The organism is Janthinobacterium sp. FW305-128 (genome assembly GCF_020858135.1).
Classification (GTDB): domain Bacteria; phylum Pseudomonadota; class Gammaproteobacteria; order Burkholderiales; family Burkholderiaceae_D; genus Janthinobacterium.
This window is the reverse complement of sequence record NZ_JACYMK010000009.1, coordinates 81,204-101,669: the sequence shown is the minus strand read 5'-3', so window position 1 is coordinate 101,669 and position 20,466 is coordinate 81,204. Positions and strand designations below refer to the sequence as shown.

General features: G+C 62.1%; 20 protein-coding genes, 2 tRNA genes and 1 riboswitch. Of the genes, 10 read left to right on the top strand and 12 right to left on the bottom strand.

The genetic code is table 11. The annotated features are described in order from the left end of the window. Positions 1–23 precede the first annotated feature (23 nt). The 9 genes from ribD to glyA all read right to left on the bottom strand — a co-directional run bounded on the left by ribD (position 24) and on the right by glyA (position 10,733). Complete coding sequence (gene ribD / locus IGS60_RS19160) at positions 24–1,127, bottom strand: bifunctional diaminohydroxyphosphoribosylaminopyrimidine deaminase/5-amino-6-(5-phosphoribosylamino)uracil reductase RibD (RefSeq protein WP_230505859.1); 1,104 nt, start codon at positions 1,125–1,127, stop codon at positions 24–26. A 35-nt stretch (positions 1,128–1,162) separates the two neighbouring features. Beyond that, on the bottom strand, positions 1,163–1,693 hold the full coding sequence (locus tag IGS60_RS19155) for a GspH/FimT family pseudopilin (protein WP_230505858.1): 531 nt from the start codon (positions 1,691–1,693) through the stop codon (positions 1,163–1,165). Between the two features lie 226 nt (positions 1,694–1,919). Then, complete coding sequence (locus tag IGS60_RS19150) at positions 1,920–2,420, bottom strand: type IV pilin protein (protein WP_306798502.1); 501 nt, start codon at positions 2,418–2,420, stop codon at positions 1,920–1,922. A 90-nt stretch (positions 2,421–2,510) separates the two neighbouring features. After that, positions 2,511–6,407 carry a PilC/PilY family type IV pilus protein gene (locus IGS60_RS19145; protein ID WP_230505857.1) on the bottom strand — a complete coding sequence of 1,299 codons (3,897 nt, stop codon included), beginning with the start codon at positions 6,405–6,407 and terminating at the stop codon, positions 2,511–2,513. Continuing rightward, positions 6,404–7,033: a PilX N-terminal domain-containing pilus assembly protein gene (locus IGS60_RS19140; RefSeq protein WP_230505856.1), complete on the bottom strand. Its 630-nt coding sequence runs from the start codon at positions 7,031–7,033 to the stop codon at positions 6,404–6,406. Before IGS60_RS19140 ends, IGS60_RS19145 begins: the two co-directional genes overlap by 4 nt. Before the next feature lie 51 nt (positions 7,034–7,084). Next, positions 7,085–8,062: a PilW family protein gene (locus tag IGS60_RS19135; RefSeq protein WP_230505855.1), complete on the bottom strand. Its 978-nt coding sequence runs from the start codon at positions 8,060–8,062 to the stop codon at positions 7,085–7,087. After that, positions 8,059–8,643, bottom strand: a complete 585-nt coding sequence (gene pilV, locus IGS60_RS19130; RefSeq protein WP_227742134.1) for a type IV pilus modification protein PilV — start codon at positions 8,641–8,643, stop codon at positions 8,059–8,061. The genes IGS60_RS19135 and pilV overlap by 4 nt, the downstream gene beginning before the upstream one ends. 237 nt (positions 8,644–8,880) lie before the next feature. Then, positions 8,881–9,342, bottom strand: coding sequence for a transcriptional regulator NrdR (nrdR, locus tag IGS60_RS19125; RefSeq protein WP_034759169.1), 462 nt, complete (start codon positions 9,340–9,342; stop codon positions 8,881–8,883). 143 nt (positions 9,343–9,485) lie between these two features. Beyond that, entirely contained in the window at positions 9,486–10,733 is a 1,248-nt protein-coding gene (glyA, locus tag IGS60_RS19120; RefSeq protein WP_099409960.1) for a serine hydroxymethyltransferase, read from the bottom strand. A 111-nt stretch (positions 10,734–10,844) separates the two neighbouring features. Next, positions 10,845–10,969, bottom strand: a riboswitch (ZMP/ZTP riboswitch). 292 nt (positions 10,970–11,261) lie between these two features. On the opposite strand from glyA, the gene ybgC reads away from it, so the two are divergent. The 10 genes from ybgC (at position 11,262) to IGS60_RS19070 (ending at position 18,496) form a co-directional block, all read left to right on the top strand. Continuing rightward, positions 11,262–11,663 (top strand): tol-pal system-associated acyl-CoA thioesterase, encoded by a 402-nt coding sequence (gene ybgC, locus IGS60_RS19115; protein WP_070219560.1) that lies wholly within the window; start codon positions 11,262–11,264, stop codon positions 11,661–11,663. A 46-nt stretch (positions 11,664–11,709) separates the two neighbouring features. Then, the gene (tolQ, locus tag IGS60_RS19110; RefSeq protein ID WP_046682323.1) at positions 11,710–12,399 is read left to right on the top strand and encodes a protein TolQ; all 690 of its coding nucleotides are present in this window, start codon (positions 11,710–11,712) and stop codon (positions 12,397–12,399) included. Positions 12,400–12,414: 15 nt separating this feature from the next. After that, a complete protein-coding gene (locus IGS60_RS19105) occupies positions 12,415–12,855 on the top strand; it encodes an ExbD/TolR family protein (RefSeq protein ID WP_223278896.1) in 441 nt (146 codons plus the stop codon). Positions 12,856–12,903: 48 nt separating this feature from the next. Next, a complete protein-coding gene (tolA, locus tag IGS60_RS19100; RefSeq protein WP_083287381.1) occupies positions 12,904–13,923 on the top strand; it encodes a cell envelope integrity protein TolA in 1,020 nt (339 codons plus the stop codon). After that, positions 13,920–15,197: a Tol-Pal system beta propeller repeat protein TolB gene (tolB, locus tag IGS60_RS19095; RefSeq protein ID WP_083287380.1), complete on the top strand. Its 1,278-nt coding sequence runs from the start codon at positions 13,920–13,922 to the stop codon at positions 15,195–15,197. The genes tolA and tolB overlap by 4 nt, the downstream gene beginning before the upstream one ends. A 43-nt stretch (positions 15,198–15,240) precedes the next feature. Further along, complete coding sequence (gene pal / locus IGS60_RS19090; RefSeq protein WP_034759187.1) at positions 15,241–15,762, top strand: peptidoglycan-associated lipoprotein Pal; 522 nt, start codon at positions 15,241–15,243, stop codon at positions 15,760–15,762. A 135-nt stretch (positions 15,763–15,897) separates the two neighbouring features. Beyond that, positions 15,898–16,656 carry a tol-pal system protein YbgF gene (gene ybgF, locus IGS60_RS19085; RefSeq protein WP_070219558.1) on the top strand — a complete coding sequence of 253 codons (759 nt, stop codon included), beginning with the start codon at positions 15,898–15,900 and terminating at the stop codon, positions 16,654–16,656. A 67-nt stretch (positions 16,657–16,723) separates the two neighbouring features. Beyond that, positions 16,724–16,799, top strand: a tRNA-Lys gene (locus IGS60_RS19080). A gap of 89 nt (positions 16,800–16,888) precedes the next feature. Continuing rightward, positions 16,889–16,964: transfer RNA gene (locus IGS60_RS19075), tRNA-Lys, on the top strand. Positions 16,965–17,101: 137 nt separating this feature from the next. Continuing rightward, complete coding sequence (locus tag IGS60_RS19070; RefSeq protein WP_230505854.1) at positions 17,102–18,496, top strand: ATP-binding protein; 1,395 nt, start codon at positions 17,102–17,104, stop codon at positions 18,494–18,496. A gap of 132 nt (positions 18,497–18,628) precedes the next feature. Here the strand turns inward: IGS60_RS19070 and IGS60_RS19065 are convergent, their stop codons facing one another. From IGS60_RS19065 to IGS60_RS19055, 3 genes are all read right to left on the bottom strand, one after another. Further along, a complete protein-coding gene (locus IGS60_RS19065) occupies positions 18,629–18,928 on the bottom strand; it encodes a BrnA antitoxin family protein (RefSeq protein ID WP_230505853.1) in 300 nt (99 codons plus the stop codon). Next, positions 18,888–19,160, bottom strand: coding sequence for a BrnT family toxin (locus IGS60_RS19060; protein ID WP_230505852.1), 273 nt, complete (start codon positions 19,158–19,160; stop codon positions 18,888–18,890). The genes IGS60_RS19065 and IGS60_RS19060 overlap by 41 nt, the downstream gene beginning before the upstream one ends. A gap of 82 nt (positions 19,161–19,242) precedes the next feature. Next, positions 19,243–20,373: an acyltransferase gene (locus IGS60_RS19055; RefSeq protein ID WP_230505851.1), complete on the bottom strand. Its 1,131-nt coding sequence runs from the start codon at positions 20,371–20,373 to the stop codon at positions 19,243–19,245. Positions 20,374–20,466 lie beyond the last annotated feature (93 nt).

Genomic DNA, 20,466 nt, shown 5'->3' with positions numbered 1-20,466 from the left:
ACTAACCCTATAAAATGTGAGTATTAATTATTGCGCTGGGCGAATCTTGCAAGGATACGCAAATCTTCGCCCACTTGCTGAACCTGGTGAAATTGCAAGGTGCGCTGCTGTTTAATATCCGTCAATGCGGGCAAGGCAAACATCCCTTGCGCGTCGCCCAGCAAGGTGGGCGCCAGGTAGACCAGCAACTCGTCGACGCAGCCTTCGCGGATCAGCGAGCCGTTCAGCTTGGAGCCGGCCTCGACGTGGACTTCATTGATTTGCCGGCGCCCCAGTTCCAGCATCAGCGCGGCCAGGTCGACCTTGCCGGCCGCGTTCGGCAACATGATGACTTCCGCGCCCAGGGCGCGCAGCTGCGCTTCCTTTTCCGGGTTGGCCACGGCCGCCACGATCCACGTGCCGCCGCCCTGCAAGATGCGCGCGTCGAGGCTGATGTCGAGCCGGCTGTCGACGACGATGCGGCGCGGCTGGCGCGGCGTCTCGACGGCGCGCACGTTCAATTGCGGGTCGTCCGCCTTGACGGTGCCGATACCCGTCAGGATGGCGCAGGCGCGCGCACGCCACGCATGGCCGTCGGCGCGCGCCTGCGGCCCCGTGATCCACTGGCTTTGCCCGTTGTGCAAGGCCGTCATGCCATCCAGGCTGGCCGCCGTTTTCATGCGCACCCAAGGCTTGCCGCGCTGCATGCGCGAAAAGAAGCCGATATTCATTTCATATGCCTCGTCCGCCAGCACGCCCGTCGTGACGGCGATGCCGGCCGCTTCGAGCTTGGCCAGCCCCTGCCCCGCCACCAGCGGGTTTGGGTCCGTCATGGCGGCCACGACGCGCCCCAGTCCCGCGCGCACGAGCGCATCGGAGCACGGCGGCGTGCGGCCATGGTGGTTGCACGGCTCCAGCGTGACATAGGCCGTGGCACCGCGCACGTCGTTGCCGCGCGCCGCCGCATTGGCCAGCGCTTGCACTTCGGCATGATCCTGCCCGGCCGCCTGCGTCACGCCGGCACCGATCACCTGGCCATCCCGGACAATCACGCAGCCGATGCGGGGATTGGGCGAGGTCGTGTATAAACCGCGCGCCGCCCATTCCAGCGCCAGGCGCATGCCATCAATATCGTTGAGTATTTCCACGGGCTTCTTTGAGAGTGAGTAATAGATAAGTCGGGTTACGAACTGTCAGCCACGCCGCTGCAGTTGGCCGCCTGCTGCTGCGGGTCGCACACGCGCACCCTGCCCAGCATATTGATTTTAATATGGCGCACCTGCTTTCCCAAAGCCAGGGACAAGGTCCCCCAGCGCGCCGCCAGGCTATTGGTCGCGCTGCAACTGCGTCCTGCGCCATTGTAGGCGATATAAAACGGCGCCGTGGCAGACGAAAACGCAAACTGGGCCGTGATGCCCGGTGGCAGCGGCCCCTGGCGGAACAGCAATTCGTCGCCGTCGTCAAACGCCAGGTTGGCATTACGGTCGATAAACACCAGCCAGCCCGTGCGCCAATCCGTGCCGCCAGGCCCGGCCGGCATCAACAGCACGCGCTGTCCGCGCGCCATCGCCTGCGCCCGCGTCAATTCGATGGCCGAGAACAAGTCCATGGCCGCCGCGCGCACCTGCTGGCGCGCCAGCACCTGCTGCAAGCTGGGCATGGCGGCGGCCGCCAGCAGCGCGGCAATCGTCAGCACGGCCAGCAATTCGAGCATGGTGTGCCCGAAGGCCCGCCCAAAGGTACGCCCGGTCCGCGGTGGCCGCTTGCGCGTGGCCATGGCCTAAGTAATCCTCAGGAAATTATTGTGAATTTATGACGAACAGAACCGGATGCTATGCAAGGCGCCCGCTGCGACGCAGTGCGAGCACTGCTAGCAGCGGACAACGCCGCAGAGGGCCGGTTATGGAAGTCAGAAATCACAATAATTTATTGGGGGTTACTTAGCGCCAGCAATGGCTGGCGGGGCCGCTGCTGCCGCGCTGGCCCGTGCTGCTCAAGGACAGCACGCCGCAATCGGCATCCTGGAACTGCGCATCAACCTTGGACGTGCCCGGCGTGGCGCGCAACAGCACGCATTGCCCGATCGCCAGGCCGGGACAGGCCAGCGCCTCGATTTCATACGCACTGCCGGCCGCGCCCCCTTCGCCCGACCACCATGGAAACGCTTGCGCCTGCGGCGCCGGCGAGGCCGAGGAAAACGCCAGATAATGATTGTTTTGCGAGTAATAGCGCTCCTGCTGCTGCATCAGCCGCAGCAGGGCCGCCTGCCCCTGCACCCGCTTGGCGCGCACGACATGGCCGTGATAAGCGGGCACGGCCAGCGCCAGCAGCAGGCTCATGATCGCCAGCGCGGCCAGCAGTTCGATCAGGCTGAAGCCCGGGATGGCGGCAGGGGCGCGACCGTTTGCAGCGGCCCAGTTCCGGCTTGCCAGCATTTCCATCTGACCTCCCTTCTTCTCAAAAACCGCCAGCCGATGCGCGGCGCCGGTCTGCACGCCGGTCACTTGCGACACGCCAGCCATGCCCCTCTCTTATTTCTTCTTGGCCGCCTCGTGCAATTCGCGCCAGTTCGCCACTTCGCGCCAGCTGAGGCGCCGTGCGGGCAGCGGCGCGCTGACGACCTTGAGTCCCGCCACGCTGGCCGCGCCGGGCAAGCCCGGCTGCAGCACGGCCAGCTCCTTGCGCCCCTCGGCCCGCCCTGCCGCCGTCACGGCGCCCACCGTGCTGTGCAATTCCAGCGCCAGCGGCGGCGCGCGCGCCAGGCCGTCGAACAAGCGTCCCGTCTGCTCGCCCGCCTGCACCACACCGGCGCCATCGGCGGCAAAGCCGCTGAGCACGTCGAGCACGTACAGGCGCGTGACCGGCTTGGCGCAAGCGTCGCGCCCCGGCAGGACGGTATTGAACAGCACCTTGCCGGCGGCCAGTACGGGAATGCTGATGCTGCGCTCGCCCGTCTGCGCGGTATCGAGAAAGTCGAGATACCAGCCGCGCATGGCGTCGCTACCCGTGTAGCGCAGTTCGGCGCCGTCGACGCGCACGCCGCCCGTCGTCTCGCCCAGACTGCGCTGTTCCAGGTCGGCCCGGCTGCGCGTAGGGGATGTTTCCCGCACATCGTCGTGCACGGCATAAAACGACTGCGACAGAAAGGCGGATGGCCAGGTATCGCCCGCTTCGACCAGCTTGCCCGTGCCGAACAGCAGCAGATAGCCGCCACCGGGCGCATACGCCACGCTCAGCTGCTGCGTCACGGGCTGGCGCCGGCCCTGTGCATCGCGCGCGACAAACACGAGCTTGCGCCCCTGGCCCTCCTTCCACGGCGGCCCGCCGGCCATGTCGAGGCGCCAGATATTGCCCTGCAAATCGCCTGCATAGATATACGCGAGCGCGCCGTCGCCGCCCGGCACCACGGCGGGCGGGCCCAGCGCGTGGGACATGGCGCCAATGACCGCATCAGCGTCATGGCCGCCATCGCCACCACCGTTGGCGTCGGCCACAGGCACCTTGAACCGGAAGTAATTACTTCCTATCACCCATGGCGTGCCAGGCGCCTTGTCCAGGGCCAGCAGGAAGATGGCGGCGGCCGATGCGGGCGCCGTCGTGTCCTTGCCGTCATTCACATGGTTGTTGTAGCCGCTGGCGACGATGGCAAAATCACGGTAGGCCGGCGCGCCCTCCTTGCCGCCCATATTGACGCGGGCAAAGGCGGGCGGCGCGCGCACATTGCCCATGAGCCTGTCGTCGCGGTCCGTGAATTCCCACAACGCACCGTCTTGCGCAAAACGCATCGGGTCGGTGATGTCGAGCGCAAACACGCCTTGCGCCCCGCCGCCCATGCCCGACACCAGCACCGTCTTCCAATGTCCCAGCGCCAGCACTTCCGCCGTGGCCGCCGCGCCATCGAGCAGCGGGCCGGCGCTGTAGTGAGTGCTCGCAGCGGCTGGCGCCGCGCGCAGCAGCGCCTGCGGCAGATAGGCAAACAATTCGCTGCCCGTGCGCGCATCGAACGCATGCAGCAAGCCATCGTTGGCGCCCAGGTACAGCATTTTCCGCCGCTGCAGCAGCGCCTGGCGATGCACGCCATAGCCGGCCCCCGGCATGCCCAGACCCGGCGCGCCCACGTACAGCAGGTTGCCGTGCGGCGCCGCGCCCAGGCTGCCGGACCTGCGCCGCAGGAAGCCGCCGGGCTGGCCCACCTCGTGCGTACGCTGGCCCAGCAAATATGCCAGACGCGCCTCGCCTCTGCCATCGCCGCCGTCGAATGCGCCGCGCTGTGCTGCATCGAGCGCCTTCCAGGCCAGCGGCATCAGGGCGCCCTTGGCGTCAAGCGTGTAGACGGGACGCAAGGACGTGGATGGTCCATCCGGCATGGTCTTGGACTGTCCGCCAGCAGTCCACAATGGCTTGCCGGGAAGCAGTGCGCCATCGGCGCCCACGGCAAACGCGCTGCGCGACAAGATCATGCCGCCATCGGCCAGGCGCATCCGCGTGTGAAACCAGTAAGCCTCTTCCGTACCGCTGGCCAGCGCCATCAGGGCCGGCCCCGGCAGCGTCGCCGCCAGCGTGCCCTTGTCGGCGGAGACAAAGGCCGCGCGCAGTCCCGCGATCAGGGCGGCCGGATCGCTGCCGGGCAAGTAATGGGTGGGCCAGCGGCCGTCCAGGCTCCATTCATCGAACGCGCTGCCCGTTGCGCTCTTGAATGGGTTGGCGTCGCCGTTCGCATCAAGAAAACCGCCATACTTGGCCGCCAGCAGCAAAGGAGTAGCAGCGGGAGTGGCGGCAGATTCGCCGGCCGGGTCGCCCTGGCGCAAGTCGCCCGCGTAGTGCTCGACCTTGGCAAGGCCGTCGTTCTTGCCGCCAGGACGCAGCGCCTGCACATGCGACCAGTAGGCCAGCCCTGCCGCATGGTAGCTGGCGCCGCCCGCGCCGTCGGCCAGCAATTCCAGTCCCGCCAGGTCGGGCCGTGGCGCGGGATTGCCCTGCGCGCCGCCGCTTTCCAGGCTGCCCACCGCATGCGTCCAGGCCATCGCATCGAACGGCGGCGGCGCAAAGCCATCGGCGGCGCGTGCGCGGTCACCGGCCGAGGCAGGCACAACAGGGACGTTGCCGGGCACGTAGCGGTCCCCCGCCATGCCCGCATCGCCGAGGCTGACGACGACGTGGCGCTGGCAATTGGCCGTTTGCGGGTCGCTCCATGGGGTCACGACCGGCAAGCCGTCGTCGATGGCAGGCGGAGCCGTGGCGGGCGGCACGGCGGCGCTCGCTTGCCGCCCCTGCAGGTAGCGCAGCGATTCGTACAGCAATTCAGCCAGCGGCGCGGCCCTCGCGTACGCGCCGGGATGCCCGGCATTGCTGCGGCCCAGGCCGTTGATGTAAGCGGTCACCCCGCCGCCAGGGCCTGCGCCCTGGTCAGCGCCTTGGACGGCAAACACGCCATTGACGGGATTCCACTCAGCGCCGGTATTGTCTTGCGGCAAAAAGTCGGGCGCCGTCCAGCGTTGCCTGCCCACGTGGGCCAGCGGCGCGCGCAGCACGCCGCCATACACGGGGCCGGCACTGGCAGAGACGCCGTTCAAATGGCCAAACACGCCCACGCGTACCCTGCCGCCAAGGCGCTGCACGGCGCCCACCGGTTTGTAGTTCTTGCCGTACGCGAGGCACAGGTCGTCGCGCAGCGGCCCCTCATCGGCATCGCAAACGCGCACGCGCGCGAGGAACACGCCGTGCGTGGCGGCGATGCCGGGCGCGTCGCAACTGCCGCCCGGAGGCACGCTGGCGTCGCCGAACAGCAGGCGATTACGGCAGGAAACGATGGCCAGTTGCGCCAGCGCAAACGGCGTCGCCGCCGCCACGCCGGTGTGCAAGACCTTGCGCGGGAAAAAGACGGGGTGGGCATAGAAATCGACGGGACCGTCGGCATCGGGCAGGTAGGCGCGCTGCAGCACCGTCTTGCGCACTTCGTCGATGACGCGGTCGCCGCCCGTCAGGGCATAGCGGACGATGTCGAGCATGCTGGCGCTGGCCCAGTTCAGAAAGTTGCCGCTAAAACTATCGCCGCCGCAGCCGTGCAGCGCATCCGCCGGTTTCAGTACGGAGAAGTAAGCGGTCGCTACGCGCAAGTCCGGCAGCATGACGCCGTCCTTGCTGCGGTACGGATAGCTGTAGCACATGCGCGCATGGAAGTACCCCAGGTACTCGCGCTGCGGCGCATACTCGCCGCCATGCGCGGCGGCGGCCGCCGCATGCGTGAGCGACAGATTGAGCAGCAGGTTCGGCGGCACTCTGGCGCCGTGCAAGCCAGCGTCGGCCCGCGCCAGCGCCACGGGAGGTGCGGCCGCAACAGCGGCGCCGCAAGCCAGGCAAACCAGGCTGATCAGCAGCAGCCATGCAGACCACCAAGCCGATGGCAAAGCAAACGACCAAGCCCTCATGGTCCCGCTCCCGCCGCCTGCTTGCGGTAATAACTTTGCAACACGACTTGCGTGCTTTCCTGCGCGCCAAAACCGATGGCCGTGATGCGGTACACATAACTTTCCGTGGCCAGGCCGCCGGCCACTGCCGCCGCCTGCGCGCCGGGCGGGTGAAACGCCAGCAATTCGATCAGGTAACGGGGCCGGCGCGACGGCAGGAAACCCTGCCCCGTGTGCATGACGGCGCCCGTAAACTGACCATACGGCACGGTGTGACTGCTGCCTTCAGGACCGTCGAGGTCCATGCTCAGCCAGAGCGCCGGCGCCTCCGGGGCTGCGGGCAGGCACAGGCCCAGTGCGCCTCCTTCGCCGCAGCCGTCCGCGAACCCGGCCGCACTGCCTGGTGCGAAGAGGCTGCTGCGTCCCGGCGCGCCGGGCAAGCCTTCGATATCGTTCTGCGCATCCATCAATGCTTCCTCCGCCGTCTGAAACGCGATCTGCCGGTCGCGTTCGCCGCGCGCCGCCTTTTCGCCCTGCAAGGCTATCTGCGCCGCCGATATGCCCAGCAGTAAGATGATCACCAGCAGGCACAGCACATACGCGAGGGTGGCGCCACCGTGGCGCGCACGAGGTGAGCGACAAGGCAAGCAACGAGGCTCGCACCAGCGGACGCCCGCGCCAGCCATCGTGCCGCCCGCCTAGGCCGGCCCGTTGCGCAGCATGATGCTCGTCTGCAGCAGTTGCCGCAGCCGGGAGCGCGTCGCGGCGGGCAAGGACGCGCGCGCGACGCGCACGCCCGTGTCGCCGGCGCCGTGCGCCTCCGCATATGCCTTGCCGAACAGGTCGAACTGCGCCGGCCCCAGCTCCGCCATCTTGTCCGCCTGGTCCGCCTCGCCATGCAGCAGCAAGGCCACGCGCACGCTGGCCACGCGCTTCCAGTGCGTGCGGCGCCGCAAATCGCGCTGGCGCGCGGCCGCATCCGCGCCCTGCAGCACCAGCGCCGCATCGTAGGCGTCGAGCGCACTGGCGTTGACATAGCGGTTCGCCACGCCGTCGGGCGGCGTATCCGTGTCGAGGCCATACAGCACCTGGAAACCGTCGACGCCACGAATGACGGCATCCGCGCCCCAGCCGTTCGCGCCACGGTATTTGCAGCGCAGTTCGCCTTCGCCATCGGCGCCGTGCGCCACATAAAAAATGCTCCAGCCGCGCTGCGCCTCCGTTTGCGCGGCGCCCACGCCAAAGCCGGCGCAATTGAGCACGGACCCGTCGCCGCCCTCTTCCTTGCCGGCCCCGTAATAGCGCAGGGCCAGCACGTCGCTGCCATGCAGGGCGCCGGGCAGCGCGCCGCTGATGCCTTCGCTGTTCTTGCCCAGGCTGCGCGCGTCGAGCCCGGCGACATTGGCGCTGTCGTCATCGGCATGGGCGACGGGCGCGGCGCTGCTATCCCAGTTCACGTACGCCGTCTGGCGCACGGCGCGGGCGATGGTGTCGAGCACATAGCGGCCATTGTCGTCCAGCCGCGCGCTGGCGGACTGGTCGCCATAGCTGCCGCTAGCCGCCACCAGCACGCCACTGGCGGCCAGCATCAGCAGCGCGCCCAGCGACAGCGCCACCAGCAATTCGACGAGGCTCATGCCGCGCCGCCAGCGCCACGCGGCATGCACGCCGTTCATGCGCCGCCTCCGCCCAGCTGGAATACCAGCCTGGGCAGCGACTCGCCTGCCGCATTCACGGCGGGCGAGCCATCGGGCAAGCGGCCGCGCCAGCCCAGCTTGATGACGATGGGCGCGCCCTTGCCGCCGCTGCACGCCCAGTGCAAGCCTTGCGCGGCGGCATCCCAAACAGAGGCATCGCGGCAGATATGCAGGCGCGCGCCGGGCAAGGCCGCATGCAACGATTGCTTCCATTCAGCGATGTCGAATTGCGCCAGTTCGGCCGCGCTGCAGGCGCTAGCGCCAAAGCAGTCCGGCGCAGTGCCGCCTGCTTCGGCGTCGTCCGCCGCCGCGTAGGCCACGTTCAGGTAGGGATTGCCCGCATCGGGTCCATTCATGAGCACGCCGTTTGCGCGCATGCGCTCGGCCATGCCGGCCGCCAGCTGCGCGCCCGCCGACAACAGCGCCGACTCATGGCGCGCGCGCAGGGAGTGCAGTTGCAAAATGCTGGCACCGAGCAGGCCCAGCGCCAACAGCAGCAGCGACACGAGCACCTCGACGAGGCTGCTGCCACCCGCTGGAAACATAGTGCGACCGCTCATGTGCATGCCTTGCTCCCTTCCGCAGAAAGAGTCGCAAGAACAGGCGGCCCAGCTACACGATAGACGCGCGCAAAAAACGGGATCTGCGCAAGCGCAAACAGCGCAGCGATAAGGGGAGAAGAACGGCGTAGTTATTGATCAGGCCGCTTGCCAGGCGAGCGCTGGCGTGGTGAACACGGGGCGCAAAACGGGGCACATGAGCAGCCCCGTCGTCGAACAAGAGGCTTCGAGCAGGCGTCAGGGCTTGCGCGCCTGCCCCACTTCGGCGATCGCATCCTGGAACTCGGCCAGGTCTTCGAAATTCTTGTAGACGGAAGCGAAGCGGATGTAGGCGATCTTGTCGAGGCGCTTGAGTTCCTGCATGACGAGTTCGCCGATATAGCCGGAATCGACTTCGCGCAAGCCGCTGGTCAGCAGTTTTTCCTGGATGGACGCGATGGCCGTATCCACCGAGGCGGCCGCGACGGGACGCTTGCGCAAGGCCAGCATCAAACTGCCGCGCAACTTATCCGCAGCGAACTCCGTCCGGCTGCCATTCTTTTTGACGACGGCCGGCATGATAAGTTCAATGCGCTCGTACGTGGTAAACCGCTTGTCGCATTTGCCGCAGCGGCGGCGGCGCCGAATGGCATCCCCTTCCTCCGATACGCGCGTATCGAGAACCTGGGTGTCGCCGTGCTGGCAAAATGGACATTTCATGGGCTGGTTACAACTTTATAGTAATAATTACGGGAAATCGCCGCCCTTGTACAAAGGGCGCCCGAATCACTCCGGGCGCCCTTGGGCACGAAGGAATGTGTCATACGGAATCTTACTCCGTATGACACATTCTGGACAAATAATTATGCTGCGTACACAGGGTGCGCGTCGGCCAGCACTTTCACGGCCGCTTTGACGCGCTCGATGGTGGCGGCGTCATGCGGATTGTCCAGCACGTCGGCGATCAGGTTGCCCACTTCTTCCGCTTGCGCTTCCTTGAAACCACGCGTCGTCATCGCCGGGCTGCCCAGGCGGATGCCCGAGGTGACGAAGGGTTTTTGCGGGTCGTTCGGGATGCCGTTCTTGTTGCAGGTGATGTGCGCGGAACCGAGGATGGCTTCGGCTTCCTTGCCCGTCAGGTTCTTGGCGCGCAGGTCAACCAGCATGACGTGCGATTCGGTGCCGCCGGACACGATGCGCAGGCCGCGCTTGATCAGGGTTTTCGCCAGCACGTCGGCGTTCTTGATCACTTGCTTCTGGTATTCGACGAATTCAGGGCTCAGCGCTTCCTTGAAGGCGACGGCCTTGCCGGCGATCACGTGCATCAGCGGACCGCCCTGGATACCAGGGAAGATGGCCGAGTTGATGGCTTTTTCGTGCTCGGCCTTCATCAGGATGATGCCGCCGCGCGGACCGCGCAGCGATTTGTGCGTGGTCGAGGTGACGAAGTCGGCGAACGGCACCGGATTCGGGTACAGGCCGGCGGCGATCAGGCCCGCGTAGTGGGCCATGTCCACCATGAAGTAGGCGCCCACTTCCTTGGCGATCTTGCCGAAGCGTTCGAAGTCGATTTTTTTCGAGAAAGCGGACGCGCCGGCGATGATCAGTTTTGGCTTGCGTTCGCGGGCCAGGCGTTCCATCGCCTCGTAGTCGATGTCTTCTTCCGCCGTCAAGCCATACGACACGACGTCAAACCATTTGCCGGACATGTTCAGCGGCATGCCGTGGGTCAGGTGACCGCCTTCGGCCAGCGACATGCCCATGATCAGGTCGCCTGGTTTCAACATGGCGAAGAACACGCCCTGGTTCGCCTGCGAGCCGGAATTCGGCTGCACGTTCGCGCATTCGGCGCCGAACAGTTTCTTGACGCGGTCGATGGCCAGTTGCTCGGCCACGTCGACGTATTCGCAGCCGCCGTAGTAGCGCTTGCCCGGGTAGCCTTCGGCGTACTTGTTCGTCAGCTGCGAGCCTTGCGCTTCCATTACGGCTGGCGACGTGTAGTTCTCCGAGGCGATCAGTTCGATGTGATCGTGCTGGCGCGTGTTTTCTTTTTGAATGACGGCGAACAATTCAGGATCGACGTTGGCGAGGGTGTGATCTTTTGCAAACATGTAAAAACTCCAAGTATGAGGGTGCTTGTACTGGCAGGTTGGATCGAATGAGGGGAGCCGGCGTTAAGTGAATAACAACATTGGACGGGCAGCCTCTTCGTGCTTTTCCATAGTGGCTACCCAGGCGAACGGCTGATGAAAAATCTCACGTTTCCCGGTGGGTGCCCACCTTTCGCCGGTTTGCCGATCGCCACTCAGGGAGATCGCCCGACTTTTCGCCAGTCACGTGAGACGTAATGGAAGTCAAATTGTAAGTTAAGTGCCCAAATTGAGCAAGGAATGCAACCGTGCAGCTATAATCGCCGCGCGCCGCCGCAGCCAGGACAAGGCCGCGGCGCTTAAGCTGGACTTAAACCTGGCCATGGCATGTAAGCGTATGTTACGAAGCTTGCCATTGCCCGCCCCGGATTTACAATGCTGCGGTGCAACTTATATGCAGCTTTTGCATGGCTTTCCAGCAAGCGCCCACAGTCACAAGAAGAAAAATCGCGTAAAATGTTGCTCAATCTCACTACTGGCGCAATAAACATGCCTTCAGTCTTTACCTGGAACGTACGTGTCTACTATGAAGACACCGACGCCGGCGGCATCGTCTATTACGCTAACTACCTCAAATTCTTCGAGCGCGCACGCACGGAATGGCTGCGCGCCATCGACGTGGGCCAGCAGGAACTGCTGGAACAGCACGACGCGATGTTCGTTGTCAAAAGCGTCAACGCCGACTATCATGCGCCAGCCAGGCTCGATGACACGGTAAGATTAACCTTAAGCATAGAAAAAATGGGGCGCGCCTCCATCGTTTTCCTGCAACAAGCCTGGTGCGGCGACCGCCTGCTCAACACGGCCCGCGTCAAGATCGGCTGCGTCGACTCAAGCATGCGCCCGCGCGCCGTGCCTGATGCAGTCGCGGCCCGCATGCGCGCCACCTGAGCCCTACCGCCACCCCCGGATAATTCACCCAACAGACTGCCTGCCAATGAACGTTACACAAGATCTTTCTTTCCTCGCGCTCATCACCAATGCCCACCTGATCGTGCAACTGATCATGGCCCTGCTGCTGCTGATTTCCCTGACCAGCTGGACCTACATTTTCCGCAAGATGTTTGCCGTGCGCCAGGCGCGCAAGCAAACCATCGAATTCGAACGCAGCTTCTGGGCTGGCGGCAACCTGCATGCGCTGCACCAGAACGCCAGCGGCAACCGCGACCAGAGCGGCGCGCTGGCCCGCATCTTCGACGCCGGCATGGGCGAATTCATCAAGGGCAAGGCTTCCTACGGTTCGCGCGAAGCGCTGGACGTGGGCGCCGTGCTCGACGGCGCACGCCGCGCCATGCGCGCCGCTTTCCAGCGTGAAATGGACGTGCTCGAATCGCACCTGGCCTTCCTCGCTTCCGTCGGCTCCGTCTCGCCGTACATCGGCCTGCTCGGTACCGTCTGGGGCATCATGAACGCCTTCCGCGGCCTGGCCAACGTGCAGCAAGCAACCCTGGCCGCCGTCGCGCCCGGCATTGCCGAAGCGCTGATCGCCACCGCCATCGGCCTGTTCGCGGCCATTCCCGCCGTCGTCGCCTACAACCGTTTTTCGCATGACATCGACCGCCTGGCGATCCGCTTCGAGAGCTTCGTCGAGGAATTCTCCAACATCTTGCAGCGCCAGTCGCGCTAAGAGGGAGCAGCGTCCATGGGTTCCTCATTCAATAGCGGCGGCATGCGCGGCGGCCGCGGCCGCAAGTTCAAGTCCGAGATCAACGTCGTGCCGTATATCGACGTGATGCTGGTGCTGCTGATCATTTTCATGGTGATGCCGTCGTCGAACAATCCCAGCGTGGTGAACCTGCCCAACGCGGAAAAGTCGGCGAAACCGCCCGATGACTATATTCAGATCGTGCTGAAACCGAATGGTTCGCTGTCGATCGGCGTCATCGGCAAGGAACAGCTGTCGCCGGAAACGGAACCGAACCGCGACGCCCTGCTGCGCAAGCTGCGCGGTTTACATGAAAGCAATCCCGACTATCCCGTGATGATCGCGGGCGACAAGGAAAGCAAGTACGACGATGTGATCCAGCTCATTTCGGAAGCGAAAAAGATGGGCATTACCCGTGTCGGCCTGGCCACCAAGTAAGCGCAGCATCCTGTTTCCAGACTTGACCGTTTTTAGATAGACTAGACTTTGCAGAACAAACAAATCGACCATGTACTCGGCAAGCCCTACAGCGTGCCGCGCGAACGCAGCCGCTGGCCCTCGCTGGGCCTGGCGCTGGCGATGCACCTTGGCCTGCTGTTTTTCCTGTGGGTGGGCGTACACTGGCAAAATACGGAACCTGTCGCCGTCGAAGCGGAAGTGTGGGACATGAAAGTGCAGACGGCCGCGCCGCCGCCCGAAGTGGCGACGGAACCGGAGCCGACACCCGCCCCGCCGCCGGAACCGCAAGTGGAACAGCCGGCGCCGCCGCCGCCACCGCCCGTGGCCGCGCCCGAGCCGAAGGTCGACCTGCGCGAGGCGGAGATCGCCCTGGAACGCAAGAAGGCCAAGCTGAAGGAAGAAAAAGAGAAAGCGGCAGAGCAAGAACGCCGCAAGCAGGAACAGAAGGAACGCGAGGAAGAAAAGCGCGAACTGGAAAAACAGAAGCAGAAAGAAAAAGACAAGGCTGAAAAGCTGGAAAAAGAAAAGGCCGACAAGCTGGAGAAAGCCAAGCTGGCCAAAGAGAAAGAAAAAGCGGCGGAAGAAAAAGCCGAGAAAGAACTGTCCGAGAAAAAAGCGGCGGCGGAAAAAGCCGCCAAGGCAAAAAAAGCAGCTGCGGAAAAAGCGGCGGCAGACAAATTGCGTGCCGATGATATGAAGCGCCTGATGGCGCAGGCAGGCAACGGCACGACGGGCACGGCCGCGAAAGCGACCGCGCCACGCAAGGACAGCGGCTATGTCGCTGCCCTGACGAGCAAGATCAAGAGCAATATCGCGTACAGCGGTAGCACGGAGGTGCCGGGCAACCCGCGCGCCGTGTTCAAGATCGAGCAACTGCCAACTGGGGAAATTATTTCGGTCCGAAAGATTAAAAGCAGCGGCCTGCCGGCGTATGACAGCTCGGTGGAAAACGCCATTAATAAATCGTCGCCACTGCCGAAGAAAAAAGACGGCACCGTGGAACGCGAGATTGAACTCATATTCGAGATGAAGGATTTGCCTAAATGATGACCATGAAAAAAATGAGCTATGTCGTGCTCTGCGCCAGCCTGATGCTGGGAGCGTCAAGCGCCCAGGCGCAGCTGCGCGTGGAGATTACGGGGATCGGCAGCAACCAGATCCCGGTGGCTGTGGCCAGCTTCGTCAATGAATCGGCGGCGCCGCAATCGCTGTCGGGCATTATCAAGGCCGACCTGGCGCGCAGCGGCGTGTTCAAGCTGATCGACGCCGATGCGCCCGTGGCGGAAACGGCGCCCGTCAGCTACGAGCAGTGGAAATCGCGCGGCGCCGACGCGCTGGCGGCCGGCAGCGTGCAAAGCATGGCCGATGGCCGCCTGGACGTGCGCTACAAACTGTTCGACACCATCAAGGGCGCGCAGATTTCCAGCATGAACAATGCGGCCGCGCCGCAGTTCAACCGCCTGCTGGCGCACAAGATCGCCGACGACATCTATGAAAAGCTGACGGGCGTCAAGGGCGCGTTCGCCACCCGTATCGCCTACGTCACGCAATCGGGCCGCGAATACCGCCTGGAAATCGCCGACGCCGATGGCGAAGGCATCCAGGTCGCCCTGCGCTCGAACGAGCCGATCATTTCGCCATCATGGTCGCCGGACGGCACCAAGGTCGCATACGTGTCGTTTGAAAAGAAAAAGCCCATCGTCTACGTGCAAAACCTGGTGACGCGCCAGCGCACCATCGTGTCGAATGAAAAAGGCAGCAATTCCGCGCCGAGCTGGAGCCCGGACGGCTCGCGCCTGGCCGTGGCCCTGTCGCGCGACGGCCATACCCAGGTCTACACCGTCAATGCCGACGGCAGCGGCTTGCGCCGCGTCAGCACCAGCAGCGGCATCGATACGGAACCCCAATTCTCGGCCGATGGCCAAAGTATTTACTTCACCAGCGATCGCAGCGGCGGACCACAAATCTACCGCATGTCGACCAGCGGTGGCGAAGCCAAGCGCGTGACGTTTGGCGGCTCCTACAACATCAGCCCGCGGATTTCGTCCGACGGGAAGACACTCGCTTATATTTCCCGTCGCGACGGCAATTTCCAGCTCTACGCGCTCGACCTGGCTAGTGGCCAGGAACTGCGCCTGTCGGACACCGCCAACGACGAATCACCGAGCTTTTCGCCCAACGGGAAATATATCATGTACGCGACCGAATCCGGACGACGCAAGTCGCTGGCAGTGGTATCGGTGGATGGCCGCGTCAAACAGCGTTTGACTACGCAAGCTGGCAATATCAAGGAGCCCACCTGGGGTCCTTTTATGAAGTAAATGCTGTACAGTTTCACCTTTAACCATGACCCGGAGAATAAAAATGAGTAACTTTAAAAGTTTGGCTTTCATCGCCGCTACCGCAGCTCTGCTGTCCGCCTGCAGCACCCCAGTCAAAGTTGCAGAGACCCCAGTGGTTGAGCGCGCTCCTGAAAAAGTCGCAGCTCCAGTTGACACCCGTCAAGTTCAGCCAGTAACGACCGCATCGGTCGATCCACTGGACGATCCAAAAGGCGTGCTGGCTAACCGCAGCATCTACTTCGACTTCGACAAATACGTCGTACGCGAAGCGGACACCCCAGTCGTGCAAAACCACGCTGCTTACCTGGTGAAAACCCCATCGCGCAAGATCCTGATCCAAGGTAACACCGATGAACGCGGTGGCGCTGAGTACAACCTGGCCCTGGGCCAGAAACGTGCTGAAGCCGTGCGCAAGTCGATGGCTGCCCTGGGCGTGCCGGAAGGCCAAATGGAAGCCGTGTCGCTGGGCAAAGAAAAGCCTAAAGCACAAGGCAGCAACGAAGCAGCATGGGCTGAAAACCGCCGCGCTGACATCGTTTATTGATGTTGACGGGTGAGCGCGGCAGCATTGGCGCTTACCTAACTGGCCAGTCATAGGCATAATAATGGGGCGCAGCGCGGTGATTCACCGCCCGGCGCCCCGTTTGCATGTTTTGCGTAACCTTAGAAAGCCCGACCCATGATGACATTCTCGAAAGCCGGCGTCGCCGCCGCCTTGATGGCCGCGTTTGCCTACCTGCCCCTGCACGCCAACGCCGCCCTGTTCGACGACGACGAAGCACGCAAAGCCATCCTCGAGCTGCGCGCCAAGGTCGACGCGATGGCGCGCGACCTGAACGGCCGCATCGACGCCAAGGCGGACAAGACCAGCACCCTGAGCCTGCTCAACCAGCACGACCAGACCATGCAAGAGATCGCCCGCCTGCGCGGCCAGATCGAAGTGCTGGGCAACGACCTGGCGAATGTGCAAAAGCGCCAGAAGGATTTCTACACCGACATCGACGCGCGCCTGCGCAAGCTCGAACCGCGCCAGGTCACCATCGACGGCCAGGAAGCGGCCGTCGGCGTGTCCGAACAAAGCGCGTACGAGTCCGCGTTCGGCCTGTTCAAGTCGGGCGACTACAAGGGCGCCGTCACGGCCCTGGACGCCTTCGTCAAGCGCTATCCGGAATCGGCGTACGCAGCCAACGCGCAATACTGGCTGGGCAACGCCTATTACGCCCAGCGCGACTGCAAAAACGCCATCACGGCCCAGCAGGCAGTGCTGAAACACTACGCGGACAGCCCGAAGGCGCCCGACGCCATGCTCAACATCGCCAGCTGCTACACGGAGCTGAAAGACAAGCCGAACGCGACCAAGACGCTGAACGCCCTGATCTCGCGCTACCCGGACTCCAGCGCGGCGCAAGCGGCCAAGGAACGGGCCGGCAAAAAGTAAAAGCGGGGAAAAAGTTGCCCGTTAGGTTTGACAGAATCCCGGGCACCCCCTATAATCTTTCTTCTTCGGGTCGTTAGCTCAGCTGGTAGAGCAGCGGACTTTTAATCCGTTGGTCGCAGGTTCGAATCCCGCACGGCCTACCACGAATACGCAGTACTGATCTGCTTGCGAGTTGTTATAGCAAGCATTTTTTTACGGCACAGTGTTACCGAAGTTGTTGTAAAAAGTTTTTGGGTCGTTAGCTCAGCTGGTAGAGCAGCGGACTTTTAATCCGTTGGTCGCAGGTTCGAATCCCGCACGGCCTACCAAATACGTCAGAGAAGCCAACCGTTCGCGGTTGGCTTTTTTGTTTTGTGCCCGGTCAACTGCGAATAGATCGGAATACCTATGAGCTTTTCGCCTCGAATTTAGGTATAGTACAAGCTTGCCAGAACTCTAAGAATATATGATGATAGACGATAGAAAGCTCACCCAACAGGAACTTTCCAAACTTCTCGCCACTGAAGAGGATCATTTTTTTGATCTCAAAGGAAAACAAATACTTCCATCCAAACTTCAGGAGTCTTTCGTCGCATTTGCTAATGCCGATGGGGGAGACTTATTCATTGGAATCGAAGATAAGAAATGTAAGGGTAATCGACTGCAACCCTTTTCCCAAAAAGAAGAGGCAAACAACATCCTTACAGTATTACTAGAACAAACCACACCGTCAGTTGAAAATGTAGACATCGAATTCCTACAACCATCAACAGGCGGACACATCCTACATATATCTATACCCAAGAGTCCAAAAGTTCACTACACAGGCACAGGTGAATGCTTCATCCGATTAAATGGTGGGAAAGTCAAGATAAAAGGCGAACGCATCACAAGTCTCGCCTATTCAAAAGGCTCAGCCCCATACGAACGTGTTGGCGTTGATTCTGTAAATCTACAAGAAATCATTGAATCTCGTGTTCTGGCTTCGTATATCGAAAGAACGCCAACTGCACTTGGCATGGAAAAATTTCTTCGGAAGCAACGCCTACTCATAGAAAAAGAAAAAAAACATGTTCCAAATGTAGGTTGTGTATTGCTCTTTGACGAAGAGCCACAGGCTAGTATAGAAACCAGATGCGCCATTAAAGTATATCGTCTCAGAACCTCGGACGCGGAATACAAACGCGAGCACCTTGCCGAAATGCCAGCCACAATAAATGGCCCCATAGAAGAACTAATATTAAAGACCATCCTGAAAGTTTCTGAATTGCTAGATGGATCCTCTTATTACGAAGGAAAAAAACTTGTCTCCCTTCGCTATCCAGCTGAGGCAATTAAAGAGGTTCTAGTCAATGCTGTTATTCATCGAGACTACAGCTTAAATGATGATATTCACATTAGAATATTTGACAATCGCCTTGAAATTTCTAGTCCCGGCGTATTACCTGGCTACATGACGATTGAAAATCTCTATGATGAACGTTTTTCACGAAATCCGAACTTGGTTCGAATGCTGCACAATCTTCCAGACCCACTGAATCATGACATTGGAGAAGGCCTCGACACAGTTCGAAATGAGCTAGCTAAAGCTGGGTTAGTTGCGCCTTTTTTTGAGCAACGAGGCAATGCATTTGTGGTTATCATGCGACATCAACGAATCGCATCTATTGAAGACGTTGTATTGCAATATTTAAATAGCGCTCCAAACTCTATAGTAACCAACAAGCTAGCAAGACAGCTTAGCGGGGAAGATGATATTAACAAGGTAAAGAAAGCACTCCAAAAACTTCGCGCCGAAGAAAAAATTGAAGTTGTAGATCCGAATGCATCGGCCTTTAATTTCCAATATCGAAAACGCTAATTGAAATTTAAAGCTCTTGATCGCATTTCATGAAATTGAGTCATGCGATCAAGAAAAAACTCTCCATCATGGACGGCCGGGACTCCCTCCACGATTCGCACACGATTTCAATCAAGACTGGCGCAAAAAACACTACACCCGCCGCGCCCGCAACCACTCCTTCAGCGCATCATTCATGCGCGTTTGCCACCCATCACCCGTGGCCTTGAAGGCATCGAGGATCTCGGCGTCGAAGCGTATGGTCGTGCTTACTTTGCCACCAGTGCCGGCGGGCCTGCCGCGGCGGCGCGCCACTTCCTGTTGCGCCTCGGGACGGGAAACGGGCTTGTCGCCCACTTGCCAGACGCCCTGCTCGAAAAAACCGTCCGTCAATTCGGGCGCATCGTCGGGATCAACCCAGGCTTTGCCAGTATTTTGCGATTTCGCGTTCATTTGCTTTCCTCATGCTGATGATTCTGCGCGCCAGTCCACGCGGCGTCCAGACCAGTACTACCAGGCGCTCGTCGAGCCAGCCGGCAGTGATGAAGCGGGGTTCGCCATAGTCCTGGCGCTGGTCCGGCAGCGTCATGGTGAGTCCGCCAAACACTTCGCGCGCACGCGCAAAGTCGAGACCGCGCTCGCTGAGCGTCTTTTCACGCTTGACAGCATCAAAAGTGATTCTCATTATTTATTGTAGTAACAAATAATGGAAACAACCAGCCTATTTTCGAGCCAAGGGCAGTATCGGAACAGCTAGATCGCCGATTTTAACGCGACACCAACGCCTGCCTCCCGGCCAGATGCGCCACCACACTGCCTACCACCCGCCCCAGCGGCACCTCCACCCAGCGGTAAAACGCGGCGCCGGCCGCCAGGCTGGCGCCCCAAGCCGTCAGCATGCCCAGCGCCTGCCACTCCGGTTCGAGCGGGACATAGCTGATAAACAGCGCATTCACCAGCAGGCTGACGGGGAAGTGCACGAGGAAGACGGCATACGAGATGCGGCCCAGAGTGTTGACGATATTCCAGGCACGGCCCTGCGACGGGGTGCGGGCGCGGCCGAACAGGAACAGGGCGCAGGCGACGATCAGGGCCAGGGCGATCCGGCTGCGGTAGTCGACGGCCAGGGCCAGCAGGACGGGCACGGCGGCCATGGCCATGAGCGCGGTCATGGCGCCGGGCTTGCGGGCCGGGTCGCTGGCCCACCAGGCCATGAGCCCCAGGCCATAGCTGCCGAAGAAATACGGCGCCCAGTTATCCCAGCCCGCATCGAGGTTGAAATACAACAGGGAAAAAGTGATGCCCACAGTGATGGCCAGCGGCATCAGCCAGTGCCCGCGCCGCTGGCCGGCCAGGCGGCCGCCCAGCCACAGCAGCAATACCGTCAGCAGGTACAGCTGGAAATCGATGGCCACATACCAGGCGCCGGCCGACAGCGACTCATAGCCCAGCACGCCGTGCAGCAGCAAGGCATGGGCGCTCAGCTGGCCCAGGGTGACGGCGGCCGACATGGAGTCGTGCATCATCCAGATGCCGGCCACAGGGGTGATGATGGCCGCGAGCAAGGTGGCCGCCAGGAAAGGCGGCGCCAGCTTGGCATAGCGGCGCCAGACGGCCTGCAGCGGCCTGGCGATGCCGGGACGGCCGGCGGGAGAGAGGGACTTGGCGACGAGAAAGCCGCCGATGACGAGAAACACTTGCACGGCGATGCGCGCGCTGCCGCCCAGCCAGTCCAGCAACTCGGGCCACAGGGGCTGCACGTAGTCGGACATGGGCCCGTAAAACGCCAGATGGTGCAACACGATCAACTGCGCCGCGCCTGCCTTCAAACCATTGATCCAGCCAAACTGCGGACGATTTGCCAGGTCCGCCTGTAATACCACTGCTGCTGCCGTCATTCCCAATCCTTGCCGTGCCAGGTAGTGTCGCCAGCCCATCGCGCAACAGGCGCGCGGCTGAGGATTTACCGAAAGGCCGACATCATAGCCGAG